Raw genomic sequence first — 22753 nt, 5'->3', positions numbered from 1 at the left:
GGACAGGTTCCACAGCGGCGGCGCGCAAAAATGTCGGAACCGATCCCGGCGAAGCGTCCTTGGTTTGCAGAGCAACCGCGCCGGGACCCAGGCGCGACGAACCAGGGAGCCCATCATGATCACCTTTCCCAACGAATCCGCGAAATACCGCGCCGCCCGCGAAAGACTGCTGAAGAAGGAAATCGAGCTGCGCCGCGTCATGGAAGACGTCGCCGTGGCGCGGCGCGCGCTGCCGCCGGGCGGGCTGGTGCCGCAGGATTATGTGTTCGACGGGCTCGACGCAGATGGCCGGCCTGCCAAGGTCAAATTGTCGGAGCTGTTTGCGCCGGGCAAGGACACGCTGATCCTCTACAGCATGATGTTTCCGCGCCATCCCAAGGAAACGCGCGATGTGGCAACCAGCGGCGGCACGGCGAAGCTCGCGCGGCCGGACCAGCCGTGCCCGTCCTGCACCGGCCTGCTCGACCAGTTCGACGGCGCCATCGGCCATCTCGAGGCCGCCGGCCTCAATTTCGCCGTGGTCGGCAAGACCACCCTCGAAAACCTGCTCACGCTTGGCCGCGATCGGGGCTGGCGCAACATGCGGCTACTGTCGTCGGCCGGCAACAGCTTCAAGCGCGACTACAATGCGGAAGCCGCCGATGGCGCGCAACTGCCGCTGCTGTCGGTGTTCCACCGCGATGCCGATGGTGTCAGGCATTTCTGGAGTTCCGAGCTAGACTTCGCGCCGTCAGAACCCGGCCAGGATGCGCGCGCCATCGGCACTTGCGAGATCCTGTGGAACCTGATGGATTTTACCCCCGAAGGCCGGCCGGACTGGCACGAGCAATTGCAGTATGGCGAGGCGTGTTGTCGTTGAGGGGGAGGGCGGTAGTGCCTTTGGGGTGATTCAAAATCAGCGCTCTACGGCGCCCCCCTCTGTCCTGCCGGACATCTCCCCCACAGGTGGGGAGATCAGCAGCTTTGGCGCCGGCTTTCTTCTCTGCAACGTTGACAATTGGCGAAGGCAGCGGTGACGGCCGATCTCCCCCCGAGTGGGGGAGATGTCCGGCAGGACAGAGGGGGGCGCCGTAGAGCGCCACGGCGGGAGCTTCAACGCGCTTGGTGAACCGAGTGCCGTAAGGTGGCTCTGTGCCTCCGAGCACCGTGAATTAGACTGCCGTCATCAAATCGAGGGAGAACCCCATGCCCAAGATCGACCTGTCCGCCGTGCCCGCCCGCAACGGCTCGGGCTATCCCAAGCCTTTCGATGCACCCTGCGCCACCCGGACGCGCCGGCGCCTCGGCGATGCCGGCGGCCTCACCGATTTCGGCGTCAACCTGATGACCTTGCCATCCGGCGGCTGGTCGAGCCAGCGCCACTGGCACAGCCATGAGGACGAGTTCGTCTATGTGCTGGAAGGCGAACTGGCGCTGGTCGAAGACGGCGGCGAGACGCTGCTCAAGGCCGGCGACTGCGCGACCTTTGCCAGGAACAGCGGCAATGGCCACCATTTGATCAACCGGTCCGCCGCCACGGCGCTCTATCTGGAGGTCGGCTCGCGCAATCCCGACGATGTCATCACGTGCTCGGACATCGACATGATGAGCCCCAGTTCCGACGGACGGTTTTTGCACAAGGATGGCACGCCGTATCCGGGGCAGGGGTGAGTTCTGGACCATGCATGAGCGCTGGCGTTCACCGGGCGGCGCGATAAGCTCCCGGCAAACCCAGGGAGGATTGTCATGAAGAAGGAAATCATCGAGGTGCCGGTGCTGTCGGCGGCCGTGCGCGCGCTGGGCCTGCCACTGTCGCTGGTGACCAAAGCTGCGGGGCTGGTCTTCGTGTCCGGCACGCCGCCGCTCGATATCTCGACCGGCAGACTGGTCAAGGGCGACATCGAAACGCAGACCGAGGCGTCGCTGAAGGCGCTGAAACATTGCCTGGAAGCGGCTGATACCTCGCTGGACAATGTCGTGATGGTGCGCATCTACGCCGTCAATTCCGGCTTCTACAACGCCATCAACCGCGTCTATGCCCGGTATTTTCCCGAAAATCCGCCGTCGCGGACCTTCGTTCCGGTGGCATCTTGGCCGATGGAGTTCGATATCGAGATCGAGTGTGTGGCGACGGCTTGAGCCCTGGACCATGCGTCGGCGCCGGCGTTCCGCCAGTGCCGGGATAAGCTCCCTGAAACAATAGGGTTGTCGCAGAAGACCCCCTCATCCGGCCGCTTCGCGGCCACCTTCTCCCCGAAGGGAGAAGAGGTTGCCGTTGGCGCTGAAAGGCTCCTCTCCCCTCGGGGAGAGGTCAGCCGAGCGAAGCGGAGGCTGGGTGAGGGGGCCTTTGCGCCAGTGTGACCAACAAATGGAGGATCACCATGAAAAAAGAAGTCATCGAAGTGCCGGTCATGTCGAACAAGGTGCGGGCGCTCGGCCTGCCGTGTTCGACTGCGGTCAGGGCCAACGGCTTCGTGTTCATCTCGGCGACGCCGCCGGTGGATATGGTGACCGGCGAGATGGTGCGCGGCGACATCGAAACGCAGACCGAGGCGTCGCTGAAGGCGCTGAAGCACTGCTTGGAAGCGGCGGGAACCTCGCTCGACAACGTGGTGATGGTGCGCATCTACGCCGTCAATTCCGGCTTCTACAACGCCATCAACCGGGTTTATGCCAAGTACTTCAGCGTCAACCCGCCGGCGCGGAGTTTTGTGCCGGTGGCATCATGGCCGATGGAGTTTGACATCGAGATCGAGTGTGTGGCGGTGGCGTGATGGTGAGAAGCGGTTCGTCTAGCGGACGAAAAGTCAATTGCTTGGCATTTTGATTTTCAAACGCGAAAGCGTAACCGTATATAGCGTGAGTTTTTTACTTGTCTTTCAAGTCAACTCGTCCTCAATATCGAATCCATAACGATGTATCTAAATACCTTGCGCTATGAGTTTCTTTGGGGGCCGTTTTGACGAAATTGACCGAAGACAGTCTCGATTTTGCACGCCGTCATCTTGAGCGGTTTGAGGACAGCGATTTCTTTCCTAGGTTGCCGGCATACCAAGCGGTATGGGCTGATTGGGAGAATGTACGTGATCGCCTTATGTCATCTAACGTCAGGAAGCTTCCAATAGTTCCTGCAGATTCGATGCCGGTGGCCAAGGGAAAGTGCTCGTATAGAATTGTTCACCAACTGGATCCGTTGACATGTCTTGCATATACGGCGCTAGCCTATCGAGTCGGCCCGGCAATCGAAGCTGCGAGAGTGCCGGCTAGCCAAGAGGTCGCGTTCTCTAATCGATTTTCACCGTCAGATGGTGCGTTCTTCTCGGCGGGCACCGGTTATGATGCATACAAAGAGAAGTCACGGCAGCTCGCTAACGATCACGGTTTTGCTGCAACCGCTGATATTTCCGACTTTTTCAACCAGATTTATTCCCACCGTGTGCGCGGCTCAATAGAGGCTGCCGATCCGCATCTGGATGAGGTGGCGCAGGATTTTGAGTCCGTTATCCATTCGATAAATGCTGGCGCCTCAAAAGGAATACCTGTTGGACCAAATGCCAGCAATTTGATTTCTGAAGCGGTCTTAATTGATGTCGATCAACTTTTGATACGCAATGGATTTAAGCATGTTAGATACGTAGACGACATTCGTATTTTTGACAACGACAGAAATTCTTTACAATATGCAATAGAACTATTGTCGATCTATCTTTATGAAAATCACCGACTTAATCTCAACGGCAGAAAAACAAATATATACTCTCGTGAAGAATTCTCGGAGAAAGTCCTTCAAGATCACATGGATACTGAAACCAAGGCCGCGATGCAGAGAATGTCGGCACTTGACCCTTATGGTGAGCATGCCGGCGAAGAAATCGGACCGGCAATAAATGCCGAAATTCTTGATGAAATTGGACGGACAATCCGAGAAAAATTTACTTCGGATGGCTATGTCGATCTTAATTTGATCAAGGCGTATATTAGGAGGGCCCGTTCCAGCAACTCTCATCAGTTTATCGAGGTCGCGGGCGCTTCCCTTGATGCTTTCCTTCCCGTATTTCATGAGCTGGCGAAGGCACTAGACAGTGTAATTCAGTCTGGAGGCCATGAACATGCCTTGCCGCTAATCAGACAGATCGCAGTGTCTGGATACTATCGACGACAGGCTGTGCGCCGTTGGTGGGATTGGATCTGTGCCGGCAGTGCGAATCTTTTGCAGATCAGGCCGATCCAAAGCGCTGTGTTCTCGGGAGAGATTCGCTCGCAAGCGAGAGCGGCTGTTTGTCTTAAGGACTTGGCTTGGGTACGTTCTCACCGTTCGAGTTTCATGCAGTTTGCTCCGATGGATCGGGCAGCCGTGGTGGGGGCAATGGAAATACTCGGGCGTGATGAAAGAAGAGCAATACTTAATCAGATCGACGACACACATGCCTCTCCAATTGACCTGGCTATGAAAAGGTTTGTCCTTAGGTAAAGCCTAACCTCTGCCGGCCATCTCCCCCTCGCGGTGGGAGATCAGCTAATCCTCAGGCAAAATACTCCTGCAGCGGCCTGACCTCGAGGCTTCCCGCCTTCAGCGCTGCAATCGCCTCGGCCACCGCAGCCGCACCTGACAGCGTCGTGTAATACGGCACCTTCTGCATCAGCGTGGCGCGGCGCAGCGACTTCGAGTCCGACACCGCCTTCTGGCCATCCGTGGTGTTGAAGACGATCTGCACCTGGCGGTTGCGGATGGCGTCTTCGATGTGGGGGCGGCCTTCCAGCACCTTGTTGATCTTTTGCGCGTCGACTCCGTTTTCGGCGAGGAAGCGCTGCGTGCCTGAGGTTGCCAGCACCTTGAAGCCGAGGCCGGCGAGGCGCTTGACCGCCGGCAAGATGCCCTTCTTGTCCTCGTCGCGCACCGAGACGAACAGCGTGCCGGAGCGCGGCAGGTCGACGCCGGCGCCCAACTGGCTCTTGGCGAAGGCCAGCGCAAAGTCGCGGTCGAGGCCCATGACCTCGCCGGTCGAGCGCATTTCCGGTCCGAGCAGGATGTCGACGCCGGGGAAGCGGGCGAAGGGAAAGACGGCTTCCTTGACCGCAATGTGACCTGGGTTTCTGGGGTCGGGCATGGCGCCGTAATGGGCGAAGGCGTCTTCCAGTTTTTCGCCGGCCATGATGCGGGCGGCAATTTTTGCGATCGGCCGGCCAATGGTCTTGGCGACGAAGGGCACGGTGCGCGATGCCCGTGGGTTGACCTCCAGCACATAGACCGTGCCGTCCTTGATCGCGTACTGCACGTTCATCAGGCCGCCGACATTGAGCGCGCGGGCAAGTGCTGCCGTCTGCCGCTCCAGCTCATCCACCAGTTCCGAGGGCAGCGAATGCACCGGCAGCGAGCAGGCGCTGTCGCCCGAATGGATGCCGGCCTCTTCGATGTGCTCCAATATGCCGGACACGAAGGTCGCCTTGCCGTCGCAGAGACAATCGACATCGACCTCGATGGCGCCCGAGAGATAGGTGTCGAACAGCAGCGGGTTCTTGCCCAAGAGCGTGTTGATCTGGCCGGTCTTGTCGTTGGGGTATTTCTGCTTGATGTCCTCCGGCACCAGGCCGGGCACGGTGTCGAGCAGGTAGCTCTGCAGCATGCTCTCGTCATGGATGATCTGCATGGCGCGGCCACCCAGCACATAGGACGGGCGCACCACCAGGGGGAAGCCGAGTTCGCCGGCGACGAGGCGGGCCTGCTCGACCGAATAGGCGATGCCGTTCTTCGGCTGGGTGAGGTTCAGCTTGTGCAGCAGCTTCTGGAAACGGTCGCGGTCTTCGGCGAGATCGATCATGTCGGGCGACGTGCCGAGGATCGGGATGCCGGCCTTCTCCAGCGCATCCGCCAGCTTCAGCGGCGTCTGGCCGCCGAACTGGACGATGACGCCGACCAGTTCGCCCGAGGCCTGTTCGGCGCGCAGGATCTCCAGCACGTCCTCGGCCGTCAGCGGCTCGAAATAGAGCCGGTCGGAGGTGTCGTAGTCGGTCGACACGGTTTCCGGATTGCAGTTGATCATGATCGCCTCGAAGCCGGCGTCGCGCAGCGCAAAGGCGGCATGGCAGCAGCAATAGTCGAACTCGATGCCCTGGCCGATGCGGTTGGGGCCGCCGCCGAGGATGACCACCTTCTTGCGCGACGAGACCTGCGCCTCGTTGGCGAGCGCGCCGGCGAAGGGCACTTCGTAGGTCGAATACATGTAGGCGGTGGGCGAGGCGAACTCGGCTGCGCAAGTGTCGATGCGCTTGTAAACCGGATGAACGTCGAGCTTTTGGCGAATCTTCGCAACCACTTCGGCGTCGGTCTTCGTCAATGAGGCGAGGCGGGCATCGGAGAAGCCCATCGCCTTCAACATGCGCAGATTGACGGCGTCCTCGGGGATGCCGTGCTCGCGGATGCGGGCTTCCATATCGAGGATGCCGGCGATCTGTTCGAGGAACCACGGGTCGATCTTGCACATGGCGTGCACGTCTTCGAGCGAGGTGCCCATGCGGATCGCCTGCGCCACCATGCGCAGCCGGTCGGGCGTCGGCGTGCCCAGTGCGGCGCGGATGGCGTTGCGGTCGTCGGCGTGATTGGCGACAGCGGCGCCGTGGCCGAGGCCGGGGATCTCGATCTCGTCGAGACCGGTCAGGCCGGTTTCGAGCCCACGCAAAGCCTTCTGCAGCGATTCCTGAAAGGTGCGGCCGATGGCCATGACTTCGCCAACCGACTTCATCGAGGTCGTCAGCACCGGCTCGGCGCCGGGGAATTTCTCGAAGGCAAAGCGCGGGATTTTGGTGACGACGTAGTCGATCGACGGCTCGAACGAAGCGGGCGTGGCGCCGCCGGTGATGTCGTTCTCCAGCTCGTCCAGCGTGTAGCCGACGGCGAGTTTTGCCGCGATCTTGGCGATCGGGAAGCCGGTCGCCTTGGAGGCAAGCGCCGACGAGCGCGAGACGCGCGGGTTCATCTCGATGACGACGAGACGGCCGTCGGCCGGGTTGACGGCGAACTGCACGTTGGAGCCGCCGGTCTCGACGCCGATCTCCCTGAGCACCGCGATCGAGGCGTTGCGCATCATCTGGTATTCTTTGTCGGTGAGCGTCAGGGCAGGGGCAACGGTGATCGAATCGCCGGTGTGCACGCCCATCGGGTCGATGTTCTCGATCGAGCAGACGATGATGCAATTGTCCGCCTTGTCGCGGACAACCTCCATCTCATACTCCTTCCAGCCGAGCACGCTTTCCTCGATCAGCACTTCGGTGGTCGGCGAGGCATCGAGGCCGGACTGGACGATCTCGTAGAATTCGGCGCGGTTGTAGGCGATGCCGCCGCCGGTGCCGCCCATGGTGAAGGACGGGCGGATGATGGCGGGCAGGCCGACATGGTCGAGCGCCTGGGCGGCAATCGCCATGCCGTGGCTGATGTAGCGCTGCTTGCGGTCGCCTTCGCCGAGGTTCCAGCGGGTTTCCAGCGCGTCAAGCGCGGCGTCGAGATTGTCGGGCTTCTCGGCCTTGAGCGCGGCGCGCTCGGCCTCATGCGTCTTGCGGTCGGTGTTCTTGACGTCGGTGGCGTTGGCCAGCATCGACTTTGGCGTTTCGAGGCCGATCTTCTGCATCGCCTCGCGGAACAGCGCGCGGTCCTCGGCCTTGTCGATGGCATGCGCGTCGGCGCCGATCATCTCGACATTGTAGCGGTCGAGCACGCCCATGCGGCGCAGCGACAAAGCGGTGTTGAGCGCGGTCTGGCCGCCCATGGTCGGCAGCAGCGCGTCCGGCCGTTCCTTGGCGATGATCTTGGCGACGACTTCCGGGGTGATCGGCTCGATATAGGTGGCGTCGGCCAGTTCCGGGTCGGTCATGATGGTGGCCGGATTGGAATTGACCAGGATGACGCGAAAACCCTCTTCCTTCAGCGCCTTGCAGGCCTGGGTGCCGGAATAGTCGAACTCGCAGGCCTGGCCGATGACGATGGGACCGGCCCCGATGATCAGGATCGACTTGATGTCAGTGCGTCTTGGCATGTCATAGGTCCGTTCGGCGGGCGGCTTGCACAAAAAACCGGGACGGGAAGACCCGGCCGGTTGTGCTCGCGATTCTGGTATCAGGCTAGGAGGGCCTTATAGGGAAGAGTTTTGGCGGATGTAACCCCGAAAATGAGGGTTCTTATGGGCCGCCCCCAAGAAGCACCGCGTTCCTTCGCGCCCCCCTCTGCCCTGCCGGGCATCTCCCCCACGAGGGGGGAGATTGGACGTCGCGACCGCTTCGCCAATTTTCAACGATGAAGGGAGGTGGAGGCGCCGGAACTGCCAATCTCCCCCCGTGTGGGGGAGATGTCCGGCAGGACAGAGGGGGGCGCTGTCCCGCCAGCGTTCAAAGTGAGATCTGCCTAATCCCCAAACGCCAGCGCATCCGTAATCTCGAACCGCTCCGATACCCCGACACGGACGATGCTCAGGCTGCCCTCGCGGGTGAAGCGGAATTCGCCGGAGGCGTTCGAACCGGCCGGCAGACCGGCGGAAAAGCTGATGACACGCGTGCCGCCATCGGGCCAGGTCACGGTCACGTCGGCCTTGCCGCCGTCCATGCGGACAACGCTTGCCGCGCAGCCTGTCATCGGCTGGCCGATATAGCGGGCGCACGGAAGCTCGCCGGTGGCAGTGGGCGTGTTTGCCGCCGGCGCTTCTACCTCCCCGGCCGAGGGGTCGGCCGCGAACGCCATTGTGTAGGCATCCTCGATGGCGGTCTTGCCGATGATCTCAGCGGGCGTCTGCGCGGTTTCAGGGTCGCCCAGCCGCGTTGTCAGGCCGGGCGGCGGCTGGTCCGCTGTGGTGGGACTTGCGCCGGTCACCTCGGTGTCCGGAACGGCCACCGGGTTCTCCGGGTTCAAATAGCGCGCGGGCGCCCATCCGCTCATTTGCGAATTGTCCATCGCTTCGACCTTGCACCAGCGATGCCCGTTGACGTCGTTGCAGCCTAGGTTCTTCAGGCTCGAACCACTGGGCAGGCGCGCTTCGGTCTTGCCGATCGGCGACGGCGTGGCGCGGACGTTGAGGAGATCGCCGGGGGCGAGGTTGGTGACGATGGAGACGATCATCGCCGCCTCCTCCGCGCGGGAAGGCAGCGCCGCAAGCAGCAGCGGAGCGACAATCAATGCGGCCAGCATCGTTCGGAGGGAAAGTGTGCGCCTCATGTAAGCCCGAAATTCCGCCGACCATGGTGCTGAGAGGACGGGAGAAATCCTGCTGCTCCTTTCGAAGCCTCAGCGATCCCCTCGCGAAGTCTATCCTTCCGACCTCGCTGAGAGAATTCATTACCTAGCTCTCGCAGCGGCTCGGTGCAAGTTTGTGGATCGCGATCCGGGCCGGGCAGCCAACGAGGCTCAGGGCATATACCCAGTCAGCAGCGCGTGGGCCCATTCCGGTCGTCCCGCCTGCTCGGCCTGCCGTGCCGCCGCCCCGTGGTCGTAATCGACGGCGATGGTTTCGAAGATGTCGGGTCCGCTGTCACCCAGTGTGACGATGCCGTAGCGCGCATGCGGCGAGCCTTGCTCCGAGACATGCGCCGGCGGTGTCGAATCGTCATAAGCGGGGCAGCCGATGCTGCCGGGATTGAAGATGACGGGACCGTCGGGAATGTGGATCAATTCGCTCCGGTGGCTGTGGCCGCACAGCGCGATGCGGCATGCGGGGTCGAGGGCCTTCAGCCGTCGCTTGATCGCGGCCAGCGGCGCGCGCACCAACTGGCCGTCGGTGATCGCGTCGGCCAGATATTTCTCGTCATGGTCGGGCCGGGCATGGAAGGCGATCACGCCGGGCGCGACCTCCAGCGTCAGCGGTTGGGCGAACAGCACCTCGCGCTGCGCCACGGTCAGCCGCTCCTGCGCATAGCGGTCGGACGCCCACATCGTGTCGTCGGCTGGGTCGCGGGCGACGCGGCGATCATGATTGCCGCGCACCGTCGGCAGGTTGAGCGCTTCCAGCCGCGCAAAAGTCTCGCGCGGCCACAGCGGACCGGAGACGCTGTCGCCGAGATTGACGGTGAGGTCGGCGCCGCCGCGCCGCTTCAAATCGCCGAGCACTGCGTCGAGGGCGAGGACATTGCCGTGGATGTCTGCGAGGACGGCGATGCGCATGAGGAGGCTCCGGTGGTGAGGAACACCCTCAGGCGGTGATTTCAATCTCGTGGCCGCCAACCGCGGGCAGGGCCGTATCCTCGCCGGCGGCGGCAATGACGCTGTCGAGCAGGCCGGGGAAGCGGGCGTCGAGGTCGTCGCGGCGCAGCGTGATCAGCCGGCTGGTGCCGACCACTTCGGCGCGGGTGACGCCGGCTTCGCGCAGTTTGGCCAGGTGATAGCTGAGATTGGTTTTCGAGCCGAGATCGAGGAACTGGCTGCAGTTCAGCGGCACGCCTTCCTTGCTGGCGAGATAGCGCACGATGGCGAGCCGCGTCGGGTCGCCAAGCACTGCAAGCACGATCGGCAGGCTGATCTGTTCGATGTTGGGGTGGGGCAAGGTCATGCCGCAGAATTAAGCACAATCGGGGCCGATTTCAACGCATCTCCTCCTTTGGCCGGGGCGCACGGTTTCTCGTTTCGCGATCCGTCCTGACACAGGGCTGTCAGCAGGGTTGGACTATTTATGCTCCCGGACATTGACATGATGGCATCTTATGTCCAATTGTTCAATAACTTTTGAACTAAGGACATCGCCATGGACAAGCGCCTTTTCTGGCTTGCGCTCGGGTCGTTCACGATCTCGACCGAAGGCTTCGTCATTTCCAGCCTGCTGCCCGATATCGCCAGGGATGCCGGCATCTCCATTCCGCTCGCCGGCACGCTGATCACCGCCTTCGCACTCGCCTATGCGGTCGGCACGCCGATCCTGGCGACGCTGACCGGCGAATGGGACCGGCGCCGCGTCATCCTGTGGACGCTGGTGTTTTTCGTTCTCGGCAATCTGGCGGCCGCGTTGAGTTCCTCCTTCGAATTGCTGCTGATCGCCCGCATCGTCATGGCGCTGTCTTCCGGCCTGTTCGCGGCCACCGCGCAAGGCACGGCCGTGGCGCTGGTCGATAGCCATCACCGCGCACGCGCCATCGCCGTCGTCGTTGGCGGCACCACGGTGGCGGTTGCGGTCGGCGCGCCGCTTGGCGCGCTGGTCGCGGCCTTCGCCGGCTGGCGCGGCACCTTCTACGCCATTGCCGGGCTCGGCGCGCTCGCCGGCGCGATCCTGTGGTACCGGTTGCCGCGCGGCATCATCGGCACCAAGCTGCCGCTTAGGCGCAGGCTTGCCGCAGCACTGCGTCCCGGCGTGATGCCGATCCTGTTGACGACGCTGCTGGCGCTGACCGGCGCCTTCACCGTGTTTGCCTATGTCGCGCCGTTGGCCATTCAAGGCGGTGGGCTGAGCCCGATCGCGCTGCCCGGCATGCTGCTCGCCTTCGGTATCGGCGCGGTCATCGGCAACATTGCCGGCGGCCAAGCCGCCGACCGTTTTGGCGCGACGCGCACTGTCGGCTGGTCGCTGGGGTTGAGCGCGGCCATGCTGGTCATGCTGTCGGTCATCCCGACCTTCCTGCCGCCGCATATCGCCGGACCGGCGCTGATGGCGATGATGGTGCCGTGGGGCATCGTCGGCTGGGCGTTCCCGCCGGCGCAGGCCAGCCGCATCATCAAGCTGGCGCCCGACGCGGCACCGATCGTGCTGTCGCTCAACGGGTCGGCGCTCTATCTCGGCGTGGCGCTGGGCGCCGTGGTCGGTGGCGGCGTGCTGCGCTACGGCGCGCCGGCCGATCTCGGCCTGATCGCGGCGGTGTTCCCGATCGTGGGACTGGGCATCGTGCTGGCCGGCCGCTGGGCGGCGCGGCCGGTGGCCATGCCGGCCGAATAGCACGATTTCCAGAGCTGATTGCCGGCCGCTCTTTCAGGTTGAAAGGGCGGCCGGCGGCACTTCGTAGTCCAGCGCGGCGACTTCGTCGAGCAAGGCGCGCAGATCTGCCGCCCGTTGCTGGCCGACCATGGCCTCGAAGCGCCGCTGGGCAATGCTCCATAGTTTCGTGGCCTCGTCTAGCTTGGCGAGGCCTTGTGGCGTCAACCGCACCCGCTTGACACGGCGATCGTCCTCGTCGGCGAAGGTTTCGACATAGCCGTCTCGGACCAGCGGCTTCAGCGTGTGGCCGAGCGCCGACAAATCCATCACCATCGCTTCTGCGATCGTGCCCATCGCGGGCTCGCTGCTGACATAGATCTGGTAGAGCAGACCGTATTGCGTGCCCTTCAGGCCCGAAGGCGAGATCACATCGTCATAGAAGCGACCGAGCTTGCGCGCCGCGCGCCGCAGCGTGGCGTTGTTGCAAGGGCTAAATCCCGGCATCGCGGTCTTTGTCATTACGACTCCTCGCCGGCAAAAAGCTTCGCCGGCCTATCGCAAAAATAGTTTCTGTCGCCTCCGTTGACAAGATAGTGGCATATACCTACTTCCCAGAAAGTGGCATATGCCACTAATTAGAAATCAGGCGGCGGGCGAGGAACATCGGCCTGTTCCGCCGGGCAGCAACAGAAGGAACAGGACAATGAGTGTAGAAAACAACAAGGGCACGGCGGTCGTCACCGGCGCCTCGTCGGGCATTGGCGCGGTCTATGCGGACCGGCTCGCCGGCCAGGGTTACGATCTAGTGCTGGTGGCGCGGCGCGCCGACCGGCTGGAGGAACTGGCCGAGAAGCTGCGCTATGCCTACAACCGCAAGGTCAGTGTCATCAGCGCCGATCTTGCCGACGACAACGACGTTCGCCGGGTCGAACAGGCTGTAACAGCCGACGACAGCGTGATGCTGCTGGTCAACAATGCCGGCCTCGGCGGCGCGCAAGTGGTGGCGACCGCGGACGCCGATGTGGCCGAGCGCATGATCAAGGTCAATGTCGTCGCCTTGACGCGGCTGACCCGTGCCGTGCTGCCGGGCCTGATCGCGCGCAACCGCGGCGCCATCGTCAACATCGCCTCGGTGCTCGCCTTCGACACGTCGTTCGGCGGCATCTACAGCGGCACCAAGGCCTATGTCGTCAACTTCACCGAAGCCCTGCAGCGCGAAGTCGCCGATACCGAAGTGAAGGTGCAGGTGGTGCTGCCGGGCGCGACCCGGACCGATTTCTGGGAACTTGCCGGCGGCGATATCGACCAGCTTCCGAAGGAGATCGTCATGAGCGCCGACGATCTGGTCGATGCCGCACTTGTCGGCCTCGCCAGGGGCGAAGCCGTCACCGCCCCGGCGCTTGCCGATGCAGCCAAGCTGGATGCGTTCCTCGGTGCCCGGCAAGCCTTCTACGGCAGCCTGCACGCCAACAAGCCTGCGGCGCGCTACGCAGCTTGATGGCCACCTCTGTCCCCACTCTGGCGCTACGCTAAGCACACATCTTCTGTGACTGGCGAGACTGATCGGCGCGAGGCTTGATTGCCAGGTGGTTCCCCCAATCCGTCGCTGCTTCGCAGCGCCACCTTTCCCCCCTCCGGAGGGAAAGGAAGGGAGCGTTGCTGGACGAGCATTGACGGCAAAAAGCTTGGCGCCTTTCCTCTACCCCGTCGATCGGGGGAGAGGTGGCTCGGCGAAGCCGAGACGGAGTGGGGGTCGACCAGCGCAGAATAAGACAATGAATGCGCCACGCTGCCATGCTCGCTATCGAGAGAGACCAGCCGCTTGAAAATGCGTGCATGCCCGTAGTGCTCGGACGGGGGCGAGGAACCCAGGTTCTGAAAGGCTGCCGCGCCTCACGCTGCTCGCCACATCGGAATGATCGAGGCGGCGAGCAACAGGCCGAGCGCGATGTTGAGTACGCGCCACTGCCGCTCGGTTCTAAGCAACCGGGCGAGCAGCGTGCCCGCCACGCACCACAGCGACAGCGACAATGCAGCGGCGAGGCCAAAGACCGCGCCAAGCAAAAGGGCAAGTTGCAGTGGTCCGTTGGCGAGAGCCGCAAACGATGCAGCGGCGCCCAGCCCCATCGCCCAGCCCTTGGGGTTCATCCATTGCAGGCCGGCGCCGCCGAGAAAGCTGTTCGGCCTGGCCATCGCCACCTCGAGATTGGGCGGTCCGCTGCGGCCGATCTTGAGGGCTAGCCAGATGAGATAAAGCGAGCCGGCGATCTTCATTGCCAGCTGCAGGGAAGGGACGGCCGCCAGCAGGCCGGCGAGCCCGGCCGCACCGGCAGCAGCCACGGTGGCGAGACCAGCCGCGCTGCCGGCCATCAGCGGCACGGAGCGGCGAAAGCCGAACTGCGCGCCGGACGCCGTCGACAAGGTCGTCGCCATGCCTGGCGTGGAGGTGGCGACCAGCGCGAACAGGACGAGAGGAAGGATGGCCTCAAACATGCGGTTTCTCTCCTGGGAAGCCGCATGCTAGGCGCCATCTCGCATGAGTAAATGCAATGTTTGCGATGGTTAGCATTAGAGATTATGATGTCGCATGATCCGCAATCTCGACACGGCCCTGATCCGCACCTTCGTCACCGTCGCCGACAAGGCCAGTATGACGGCGGCCGCCAACGCTTTGCATCTGACACAGGGCGCCGTCAGCCAGCAGATCAAGCGGCTGGAGGAGGCTCTGGGATGCAGTCTGTTTGAGCGCGACCGGCGCGGGCTGAGGCTGACGCACTCCGGCGAGCGGCTGTTCGGCAAGGGCAAACGCCTGCTCAGCCTCAATGACGAGATCTGGGCCGAGATGGCGGGCAATGCGGTCGCGGGTGAGGTGCGGCTTGGCGTGCCCTACGACCTTGTCGGCACCTTGCTGGCGCCGATTTTGAAGAGCTATGCCGAGACCTATCCGCAGGTGGAGATCTCGCTGGTCTGCGCCTCGTCGCCGGAACTCGCCGCGGCATTGGCGACCGGCACGATAGACCTCGCCGTCATCGAGGAGCGGGTCGGCCTGTCCGCCGGCGAATGCCTCATCATCGACCGGCTGGTCTGGGTCGGCGCCAAGGGCGGTGTCGCGGGCCGCAAACGACCATTGCCGGTGTCGATGGTCGCCGATACCTGCGCGTTTCGGCCAGCGGTGCTGTCGGCGCTCAATGAGCATGGGCTGGAGTGGCGCACCGTGTTCGAAAACGGCAACATCGACGCGACGACGGCCACAGTGCGCTCGGACCTCGCCGTCACCACCTGGCTGGCGTCGACCGTGCCGGCCGATCTCAACATTCTGCCTGCCGATTCCGAGCTGCCGGCCTTGCCGAATTTTTCGATTAACCTGCACCTGCCGCAGCATGGTGTCGGGCCGGCGGCGCAGGAGTTTGCACGCCACATCCGCGATGGGCTGGCGCGGCGGGCGGTGGCGGCTTGAGGCCAAGCAGAACTCGGTTTCCTCTCCCCCCTCCGGAGGGAGAGGAAAGGTGCCAAGACCGTCCCGCTACTTCCAGTTCTTGCGCCGTTCGAGCTCGGCGTGGGACGGCTCTTGCGTGACAAACGACCCGACCTTGATCTCACCTGATAGTTCGTAGGTCGCCACAATGACGCCGGTGGTCGTGGCCTGCGACTTCACGAGCTTGAAGGCGGCCGGCATCGCACTATCGCCGAACAGCCGCTTGCCCTTGCCCAGTAGCAGCGGGAAGGTCATCAGCCGGATCTCGTCGATCAGCCCGTTGGCGAGCAAAGTCTGGATCAGCTCGCCCGAGCCCTGGATGAGAAGGTCAGGTCCATCCTCCTTTTTGAGGTTGCGCAACGTCGCGACGATATCGTCGCCAAGCCATTGCGTGTTCTCCCAGGTCAGGCTGTCCGGCCGGTGCGTCGCCACATATTTGGTCGCAGGGTTGAAGGCATCTCCGATCGGATCTTTCTGGTAAGGCCAGTATGCCGCGAAGATGTCGTAGGTTCTGCGGCCGAGCAGCAGGGCGAAGGGTTTGGAGAAAAGTTCCTCCATGGCCACGCCCGCCACCTCGTCAAAGTAGTGGAACGTCCAGCCGCCATATTCGAAGCCGCTGACCGGATCTTCCTCCGGCCCGCCGGGCGCCTGCATGACGCCGTCGAGGCTGACGAATGTTGCTGCGGTGATCTTCCTCATTGGGGTGCTCCTTTTTTATCATCCCGCCGGCGGGGCCGGACTTCGATCCAAGGACGGATGATCAGGCGTCTGCCCGACAGCAGCCTGAGAAATTCCGGCATTCGGGACCCTCGGAGATCACAAGGCGGTCTTGCGCTTGGTCCGTGAAGTCCGCGGTCGGTTCTCAAGGCTCTGTGACGAAAACCAGACATTGCCGATGATGGCGGTCGCGGTCCCGTCCGGGGGCCTGTCTGATGTCAGCCAGATCGAGCGGCTGCGCGCGGCCTGTTCGCTGTCGGGGATTTTCGCTGCCGGGCTTGCGACCGACGCGCCGACGCAAGGGATGAACCACGAGCGCATGAACGGGTCGCAGGCAAAGCCCTGTGAGGTGCGGGTCACCAGCACCGCCAGGGCGACACGCTCGGCCGGACGCCAGGGGAAGATCAAGCGGCCGCCCGGCCTCAGCGCCTTCAACCATCCAGCCGGTGGTGCGGCTACGCCGGCATTGACATAGATGACATCTGACGGTGGCAGCGTCGTGGTAACCGCGTCGCCGTGGACGACCGTCACATTGTGATAGGTTTCGAGATTCTTTGTCGCGCGGTCGGCGAGATCGGCCTCCAATTCGAAGGCGGTAACAGCGCCGCCAGGCGAAACCAGCCGCGCCAGCAAGGCGGTGTAGTAGCCGGTGCCGGCGCCGACATGGGTGACGGCCTCGCCCGGTTTGGGCGCGACCTTGCCGATCCACATGGCGTGCAGGGAGGGCTCGCCATTGTTGATGCCCTTGTCGGCATCGAGCGCCACCAGCACGTCCTGATAGATGTGAACTGGATCGGCGCTTGGGGTCACGACCTTGCCGTTGCCGGCTGTGACCATCCTGCCAACGATAACCGTCCATGGTCCTGGACCGAGAAAGGCTTCGCGCGGCACCGTGGCGAAAGCCTCTTCGAGACGCGGATCGGCCGAGCCGGAATTGGCAGCCATCAGCCGCGCGTAGAATTTTCGAGCTTCCGCAAGGACGGTCATCGTCCGTCAAGATAGCGCAGACAGCCGATTTGTCTCACCGGTTTGTCGGACAAGCCGGGTGAGGGAGCAATTGGACTGTTCGTTGTTCAGCCGACGCCGAAGACGGTGTCGTAGAGCAGCTTGAAGTTGAGCACCAGGATGATGGCGGCGACCACCCAAGCGAGCGCGGCGACGCTGCGTGGTATCGCGAGATTGCCCATCTTCTTCTTGTCGGAGACGAACTGCACCAGCGGGACCACCGCGAAGGGCAGTTGCATCGACAGGATCACCTGGCTGAAGACGAGCAGCTGCCCAGTTCCCTTCTCGCCGTAGAGCGCGGTGACGATCACCACGGGAACGATGGCGATGCCGCGCGTCACCAGGCGGCGTGCCCATTGCGGGATGCGCAGGCGCAGGAAACCTTCCATGACGATCTGGCCGGCGAGTGTCGCCGTCACCGTCGAGTTCAGGCCTGAGGCAAGCAGCGCTACGGCAAACAGGGTGGAGGCGATGCCGAGGCCAAGCAGGGGCGACAGCAGTTCAAAGGCCTGGCCGATCTCGGCCACGTCCTGATGACCGGTGCCGTGGAAGGCCACCGCCGACACGATCAGGATGGAGGCGTTGATGAACAGCGCCAACATCAGGGCGATGGTCGAGTCGGTTGTTGCCCATTTGATGGCGTCGCGCTTGCCTTTCTCGGTGCGCTCATAGGCACGCGTCTGCACGATCGAAGAGTGCAGGTAGAGATTGTGCGGCATCACGGTGGCGCCGATGATGCCGATGGCGATGTACAGCATCGCCGGGTTGGTGACGATCTCGGACGACGGCACGAACATGGCGTGCAGGACCGAGCCAACCGGGGGAGAGGCAGCAAAGATCTGGACGGCGAAGCAGCCGAAGATGATGATCAAAAGCGCGATGATGAAGGCTTCTAGGAAGCGAAACCCCTTGTTCATCAGCAGAAGCAGCAGGAAGGCGTCGAGCGCGGTGATGAGGGCGCCGCCGATCAGCGGAATGCCGAACAAAAGCTGCAGCGCAATCGCCGTGCCGATGACCTCGGCCAGGTCGCAGGCGATGATGGCCAGTTCGCAGGCGATCCACAGCACGAAATTGACCGGCCGCGGGTAATAGGCGCGGCAGGCCTGGGCGAGGTCGCGGCCGGTGGCGATGCCGAGCCGCGCTGCGAGCGCCTGCAGCAGGATGGCCATCAGGTTCGACAGCAAAATGATGAAGAGCAGCGTGTAGCCGAACTGGGCGCCACCGGCGAGGTCGGTCGCCCAGTTGCCGGGGTCCATGTAGCCGACCGAGACCATGTAGCCTGGACCCATGAAGGCGAACAGCCGACGAAACCAGACGCCCGAGCTCGGCACGGCGATCGAGGAATTGACTTCGCGCAGGCTGGGCTGGTCGTCCTCTTCAGGCCGGGCAAATCGCCACATGGATCGGGATTCAGAGGTGGCTTGGGCGTCCGACATGAAGGGGATTTCCGCTGGGCTTGGTGGATGTTGCCGCCAATCTATGCCACGGCTGAACATTATGCAATATGCTATATTTCATTGTATGTGCTTTTTAAGGGCACCTTGTCAGAGAGCAGGGGGTAATCGGGGGAACCCTGTTGCGCGCGCCGAGGAATGCAAATAAACGGCCAGAACATTTCAAGCCCGTGCTATGAATGTTCAATGTCGGGACATCCGCCGACGGCCACAAGGAGCGCATATTGGCGCTGAAGAACAGACCCGTCCCGCGCGAACCGCTGCCGGATGCCGACGTCCATTCGGAGGGATTCCGGCATACACGCGAAGCGCGCCGCAGCGCGCTGGTCGAGGATTATGTCGAACTCATCGCCGACTTGATCGAGGACGGCAACGAGGCGCGGCAGGTCGACATCGCGGCGAGGCTCGGCGTTGCCCAGCCGACCGTGGCCAAGATGCTGACGCGGCTGTGCACCGATGGGCTGGTGTCCAGGAAGCCCTATCGCGGCGTGTTCCTGACCGATGCCGGTCGCAAGGTCGCCGAGGAGAGCCGCATCCGCCACCAGACCGTTGAAGCTTTCCTGCGCTCGCTCGGCGTCAGCGCCGAAACGGCGCGCATCGATGCCGAGGGCATCGAGCACCATGTCAGTGCCGAGACGCTCGAAGCCTTTCGCAAGGCGATGACCGCGCCGCGCTAATACCCTTGCCGACAGGCCTGCCGGAACCGCTGCATCACGGATGCGTTGAGGGGCATGCCGCGCGATTGGCGCGAGGCCGAGGAGGACATCATGGGCGTTGAACAGGCACCGACCGCGAAGGGCAAGCAGGCGGCAAAGGGATTGAGGCAAGCAGCGGCGAAGGACGAGCGCAAGACCGAAGCCGAAACCGGTCGGCCGCTGAAAAAGGGCGCTGCCCGTTTCGAGGAGCGTTCGAAAAGCTCGGACGGCAAGAGCGCCGGCGCCAAGCAGAAGAGTTGAGATTTGCCGCGGGCGTCTACTCCTGCGTGTCCTGCACCCAGCTTCTGGGATGGCCGTCGACGCGGAACTGGAAGATGAAATAGGGCGGGATGCAGGTGCCCTTGCCGGGCTTTGCCTCTGCCAGATCATCGTAGCCGGCGGTGCAGATATAGTCCTCGCGGCAGGGATGCGCCTTGTCGCAGGCACGCAGTCCGGCGGTCTTGGTGAACTCCTTGGTGCAGAACTTATGGTCCTTGCCCGAGGCGATGCAGTCGTTGAAGCCGGTCTTGGCAAGCCGTCCGCACGTCGCCTCGTCGGGCAGTTTTTCGCAGCTCGCCTTGCGCAGCATGCCGCCTGGAAAGCCGCCGGTCTTCTGCTCGGGATTGTCGTAGCGCTGGCGCGCCGCGCCGTAGCCGGCCAGTTTGATCGGCGGTTTCTTGTCTCTTGCGGGGTCAATGGCGCAGGCCTTTGCGGTTGCCGGTGAGAGGCGGCAATATTTGTCGTCGCCCCATTTCGACATCTTGATCTCGCCGAACTCGACGGGATCGCCGACTGCGGTTCCCGCTTCGCTGACGCAGGTGCCGAAGCCGGGATGGATGGCGCTTTCATGCACGCCGGCGCAGCGCAGGCCCTCGCCGCAGGTCCAGTCCTTGAAGCTTAAATCCTCGCCGCGATAGCAGATCGAGCCCCAGCCATTGTAGAGATCGGTGCCTTTCAGCGCCTCGGCGTATTTGGCGTCCGGCCGGGCAACGAAGCCGCGAGAAAAATCCGGGTGGCCGCCGGCGGCAAATTCCTCGACGATGGCGCGGCGGCGCGGCAGGTCGGCGAAGAACACCGCGGAGCCCGGTACGAAGACCGCGTTGCGGCGCGGTTCGCTGGCCGGATCGGCGCCGGTGTAGTGGAAGCCGGCAATGCCGTGCGTCTGGTGGCAGCCGGTGCAGCTCATCTCGTTGAGCCGCAGATTGAAGCCGGCCACCGACTTCACGGTTTTCAGCTCGTTGCCCCTGGCGACATAGTCCTTCAGCGCCTTGTCGATGGCGTCGTCGTCGAGCAGCCCATAGGCGAGATTGTTCTGCGACCGGCTCATGCCGCCCGGCGACACCGAGACGGCGCTGGTCGCCAGGAATTTCTCGTCGATGACCAGCCGGCCGCGGTCGAGGTCGTAGATGTTGCGGTCGGTGAGCAGCCATTTGGCGAAGGCCGGCCTGTCGGCCAGCACCACTTTGCGATCGATCTCGTTCTCCATCTTCGATTCCTGAAAGGTGGAGGTGGCCGGATCCCATTTGAAGATCTTCAGCAGGTATTCCGCGTGGCCGCCGAAATCGCGGCGGGTCGAGGCCGACAGCCGCAAAACCTGCATGTTGAGCTCGAGCCGCATGATCTGCGAGGAATTCAGCATGGCGTTCGAAAGCGGACCCTCGTCCGAGCGCAGCCATGCCGCCAGCTGTTCGGGCTCGAGGTCCTTTTGCCCGGCGGCAAGCCAGCGTTTGGCGACATCCGCACAGGAGGCGCCAGTGGCGCTTGGGCGGTCTTTCGAGGCACGGGCCTGCGCCTCGGTGGGCCTGGCGTTGAAGACCAGGCTCATGGTCAGCGGCAGGCGCGACGAGATGCGCTGGCCGGGTGTCTCCTCGACCGAATAATGAAAGCGGTAGATCAGCCTGATCTCGCCGCATTGGGTGTGGCCCAGATAGCCGCGATCCATGCGGTTGACGACGCCGGTGAGGTCGAGCGTCGAGCCGTCGTCGTCGATGTATCTGGGGTTGAATTTCTGGCTGGTATCCTTCGATTTGGCCAGTGCGGCAACATAGGGGTCGGGGCTGTTGCCGGGCTCGTCCACGATCTGCTGCTTGACGGCGTTGCGGACTGGGGTCAGCGCGCGCACCGAAAACAGCCCATGGTTGTCGACATCGCGCGTCAGGCCAAGCGCCGGTCCAAGCAGGCGGCTGATTGACAGGCCGCCCCGTTCGAGCGCCTGCAAGGTGGCGGGGTCTGTGACGGCAACGCTCGAATCGAGCGTGACGGCGCGGGCCGGCCAGGGGCCGCCGAGGCAAAGCAGCGCCGCCAACAACAAGAATCGGCCGATCGTCTGCAAGCGCCCTCACACCCCTGTTCAAGCTGGATGCTACAGCGCCTGTGCCGTCTCGGCCAGAGCGGCAAAGCGGCGACGCCAGCGGCGAAAAATACTGTGACTTGGTGCAACCATTGGGATAATTGTTTGTTGGGTCGGACCAGGCCATGACATCGGCAGGTCAATCAATCGAAACGTGCATCACGGGGAGTTGCCATGCTCTGGAAGGGCCGTCGTCAAAGTGACAATGTCGAGGACGAGCGCAGTGACAGCGGTGGCGGCGGGATCGGCGGCGGCGGCCCCGGCCAGTTCCGCATCCCGATCGGCGGACGTGCCGGCGGTGGTTCGAGCCTCTTTATTATCGTCCTGGTTGTCCTTGCCGGGTGGTACTTCGGCTTCGATCCTTCACAGATTCTGGGCGGCGACAGCGGCGGTTTGCTGCCGGGTGGCGGCGGTCAGATTACCGACAACAGCGGCGGGCAGGACGGTGGCACCGGTGCGCCGGCCTCCGACGAGATGAAGCAGTTCGTTTCGACGGTGCTGGCCGAAACGGAGGACACCTGGAAAGGTATTTTCCAGGCCAACGGCAAGACCTATGAGGATCCGAAACTGGTCCTGTTCAGCGGCCAGATCCGCTCGGCCTGCGGTGCCGCCTCGACCGCGGCTGGACCGTTCTATTGTCCCGGCGACCACAAGGTCTATCTCGACACCAGCTTCTTCCAACAGCTCGACCAGCAGTTCGGCGCCTCGGGTGACTTCGCCCAGGCCTACGTCATCGCGCATGAGGTTGGCCATCACGTGCAGAACCTCACCGGCATCCTGCCCAAGTTCAACCAGATGCGGCAGGGCATGAGCGAGGCCGACGCCAACCACATGTCGGTGCAGGTCGAACTCCAGGCCGATTGCTTCGCCGGCATCTGGGCGCACTTCACCGCGCAGAAGGGCATTCTGGAACAGGGTGACATCGAGGAAGCACTGAACGCGGCCCAGAAGATCGGCGACGACACACTGCAGAAGAAGATGCAGGGCTATGTCGTGCCGGAAAGCTTCAACCATGGCACGTCGCAGCAGCGGCAGACCTGGCTGGCGCGGGGCTACAAGAGCGGCAAGCTTTCGGACTGCGACACGTTCAACAATCCGATCTGAGGCTCTGGCCGACCTGAGTCTGGCCCATCTGAGACGCTGGAATTTTTCTGGAAAACCGACGCATCCAACGATGTGGCGCGGACAGCATCCATCATGGCAAG

Annotated in this window: 21 protein-coding genes; 11 read left to right on the top strand and 10 right to left on the bottom strand. The window is 63.1% G+C overall.

Translation table 11 applies throughout. The annotated features are described in order from the left end of the window. The first annotated feature begins 115 nt into the window (after nucleotides 1-115). From AC1DX6_RS10025 to AC1DX6_RS10005, 5 genes are all read left to right on the top strand, one after another. Entirely contained in the window at nucleotides 116-859 is a 744-nt protein-coding gene (locus AC1DX6_RS10025) for a DUF899 family protein (protein ID WP_477312723.1), read from the top strand. Between the two features lie 326 nt (nucleotides 860-1185). Further along, nucleotides 1186-1650 carry a cupin domain-containing protein gene (locus tag AC1DX6_RS10020; RefSeq protein ID WP_477312721.1) on the top strand — a complete coding sequence of 155 codons (465 nt, stop codon included), beginning with the start codon at nucleotides 1186-1188 and terminating at the stop codon, nucleotides 1648-1650. A gap of 75 nt (nucleotides 1651-1725) precedes the next feature. Next, nucleotides 1726-2118 (top strand): RidA family protein, encoded by a 393-nt coding sequence (locus AC1DX6_RS10015; RefSeq protein ID WP_477312719.1) that lies wholly within the window; start codon nucleotides 1726-1728, stop codon nucleotides 2116-2118. Nucleotides 2119-2360: 242 nt separating this feature from the next. Further along, complete coding sequence (locus AC1DX6_RS10010; protein ID WP_477312717.1) at nucleotides 2361-2753, top strand: RidA family protein; 393 nt, start codon at nucleotides 2361-2363, stop codon at nucleotides 2751-2753. 185 nt (nucleotides 2754-2938) lie between these two features. After that, on the top strand, nucleotides 2939-4450 hold the full coding sequence (locus tag AC1DX6_RS10005; protein WP_477312715.1) for an RNA-directed DNA polymerase: 1512 nt from the start codon (nucleotides 2939-2941) through the stop codon (nucleotides 4448-4450). A gap of 52 nt (nucleotides 4451-4502) precedes the next feature. Here AC1DX6_RS10005 and carB read toward each other — a convergent pair whose 3' ends face one another. The 4 genes from carB to AC1DX6_RS09985 form a co-directional block, all read right to left on the bottom strand. Then, nucleotides 4503-8006 (bottom strand): carbamoyl-phosphate synthase large subunit, encoded by a 3504-nt coding sequence (gene carB, locus AC1DX6_RS10000; RefSeq protein ID WP_477312713.1) that lies wholly within the window; start codon nucleotides 8004-8006, stop codon nucleotides 4503-4505. A 365-nt stretch (nucleotides 8007-8371) separates the two neighbouring features. Next, nucleotides 8372-9175, bottom strand: a complete 804-nt coding sequence (locus AC1DX6_RS09995) for an SH3 domain-containing protein (protein ID WP_477312711.1) — start codon at nucleotides 9173-9175, stop codon at nucleotides 8372-8374. 189 nt (nucleotides 9176-9364) lie between these two features. Next, a complete protein-coding gene (locus AC1DX6_RS09990; RefSeq protein WP_477312709.1) occupies nucleotides 9365-10117 on the bottom strand; it encodes a metallophosphoesterase family protein in 753 nt (250 codons plus the stop codon). A gap of 28 nt (nucleotides 10118-10145) precedes the next feature. Further along, the gene (locus AC1DX6_RS09985; RefSeq protein WP_477312707.1) at nucleotides 10146-10502 is read right to left on the bottom strand and encodes an ArsR/SmtB family transcription factor; all 357 of its coding nucleotides are present in this window, start codon (nucleotides 10500-10502) and stop codon (nucleotides 10146-10148) included. 192 nt (nucleotides 10503-10694) lie between these two features. Between AC1DX6_RS09985 and AC1DX6_RS09980 the strand changes: the two genes are divergently transcribed. Beyond that, on the top strand, nucleotides 10695-11873 hold the full coding sequence (locus AC1DX6_RS09980) for an MFS transporter (protein WP_477312705.1): 1179 nt from the start codon (nucleotides 10695-10697) through the stop codon (nucleotides 11871-11873). Between the two features lie 33 nt (nucleotides 11874-11906). On the opposite strand, the gene AC1DX6_RS09975 is transcribed toward AC1DX6_RS09980, so the two are convergent. Beyond that, nucleotides 11907-12371 (bottom strand): MarR family winged helix-turn-helix transcriptional regulator, encoded by a 465-nt coding sequence (locus AC1DX6_RS09975; protein WP_477312703.1) that lies wholly within the window; start codon nucleotides 12369-12371, stop codon nucleotides 11907-11909. Between the two features lie 184 nt (nucleotides 12372-12555). Here AC1DX6_RS09975 and AC1DX6_RS09970 point away from each other — a divergent pair, with 184 nt between their 5' ends. Then, the gene (locus AC1DX6_RS09970; protein ID WP_477312701.1) at nucleotides 12556-13350 is read left to right on the top strand and encodes an SDR family NAD(P)-dependent oxidoreductase; all 795 of its coding nucleotides are present in this window, start codon (nucleotides 12556-12558) and stop codon (nucleotides 13348-13350) included. A gap of 395 nt (nucleotides 13351-13745) precedes the next feature. Here AC1DX6_RS09970 and AC1DX6_RS09965 read toward each other — a convergent pair whose 3' ends face one another. Further along, nucleotides 13746-14345, bottom strand: a complete 600-nt coding sequence (locus AC1DX6_RS09965) for a LysE family translocator (protein WP_477312699.1) — start codon at nucleotides 14343-14345, stop codon at nucleotides 13746-13748. 94 nt (nucleotides 14346-14439) lie between these two features. Here AC1DX6_RS09965 and AC1DX6_RS09960 point away from each other — a divergent pair, with 94 nt between their 5' ends. Beyond that, nucleotides 14440-15309 (top strand): LysR family transcriptional regulator, encoded by an 870-nt coding sequence (locus AC1DX6_RS09960; protein ID WP_477312697.1) that lies wholly within the window; start codon nucleotides 14440-14442, stop codon nucleotides 15307-15309. A gap of 66 nt (nucleotides 15310-15375) precedes the next feature. Here the strand turns inward: AC1DX6_RS09960 and AC1DX6_RS09955 are convergent, their stop codons facing one another. The 3 genes from AC1DX6_RS09955 to AC1DX6_RS09945 form a co-directional block, all read right to left on the bottom strand. Further along, nucleotides 15376-16026 (bottom strand): dihydrofolate reductase family protein, encoded by a 651-nt coding sequence (locus tag AC1DX6_RS09955; protein ID WP_477312695.1) that lies wholly within the window; start codon nucleotides 16024-16026, stop codon nucleotides 15376-15378. A gap of 117 nt (nucleotides 16027-16143) precedes the next feature. After that, complete coding sequence (locus tag AC1DX6_RS09950; protein ID WP_477312693.1) at nucleotides 16144-17031, bottom strand: protein-L-isoaspartate O-methyltransferase family protein; 888 nt, start codon at nucleotides 17029-17031, stop codon at nucleotides 16144-16146. 86 nt (nucleotides 17032-17117) lie between these two features. Next, on the bottom strand, nucleotides 17118-18485 hold the full coding sequence (locus AC1DX6_RS09945) for an Nramp family divalent metal transporter (RefSeq protein WP_477312691.1): 1368 nt from the start codon (nucleotides 18483-18485) through the stop codon (nucleotides 17118-17120). Nucleotides 18486-18727: 242 nt separating this feature from the next. Here AC1DX6_RS09945 and mntR point away from each other — a divergent pair, with 242 nt between their 5' ends. Both mntR and AC1DX6_RS09935 read left to right on the top strand, forming a co-directional pair. Then, nucleotides 18728-19180, top strand: coding sequence for a manganese-binding transcriptional regulator MntR (gene mntR / locus AC1DX6_RS09940; RefSeq protein ID WP_477313679.1), 453 nt, complete (start codon nucleotides 18728-18730; stop codon nucleotides 19178-19180). Nucleotides 19181-19270: 90 nt separating this feature from the next. Further along, entirely contained in the window at nucleotides 19271-19459 is a 189-nt protein-coding gene (locus AC1DX6_RS09935) for a hypothetical protein (protein WP_097572777.1), read from the top strand. Between the two features lie 16 nt (nucleotides 19460-19475). Here the strand turns inward: AC1DX6_RS09935 and AC1DX6_RS09930 are convergent, their stop codons facing one another. Beyond that, nucleotides 19476-21530: a hypothetical protein gene (locus AC1DX6_RS09930; RefSeq protein WP_477312689.1), complete on the bottom strand. Its 2055-nt coding sequence runs from the start codon at nucleotides 21528-21530 to the stop codon at nucleotides 19476-19478. A 192-nt stretch (nucleotides 21531-21722) separates the two neighbouring features. Between AC1DX6_RS09930 and ypfJ the strand changes: the two genes are divergently transcribed. After that, nucleotides 21723-22652: a KPN_02809 family neutral zinc metallopeptidase gene (gene ypfJ / locus AC1DX6_RS09925; protein WP_477312687.1), complete on the top strand. Its 930-nt coding sequence runs from the start codon at nucleotides 21723-21725 to the stop codon at nucleotides 22650-22652. Nucleotides 22653-22753 lie beyond the last annotated feature (101 nt).

It is taken from the genome of Mesorhizobium sp. P2_C4, assembly GCF_056404575.1.
Note: the sequence above shows the minus strand (reverse complement) of the source record. Positions and strands in the feature narration are given on the sequence as shown.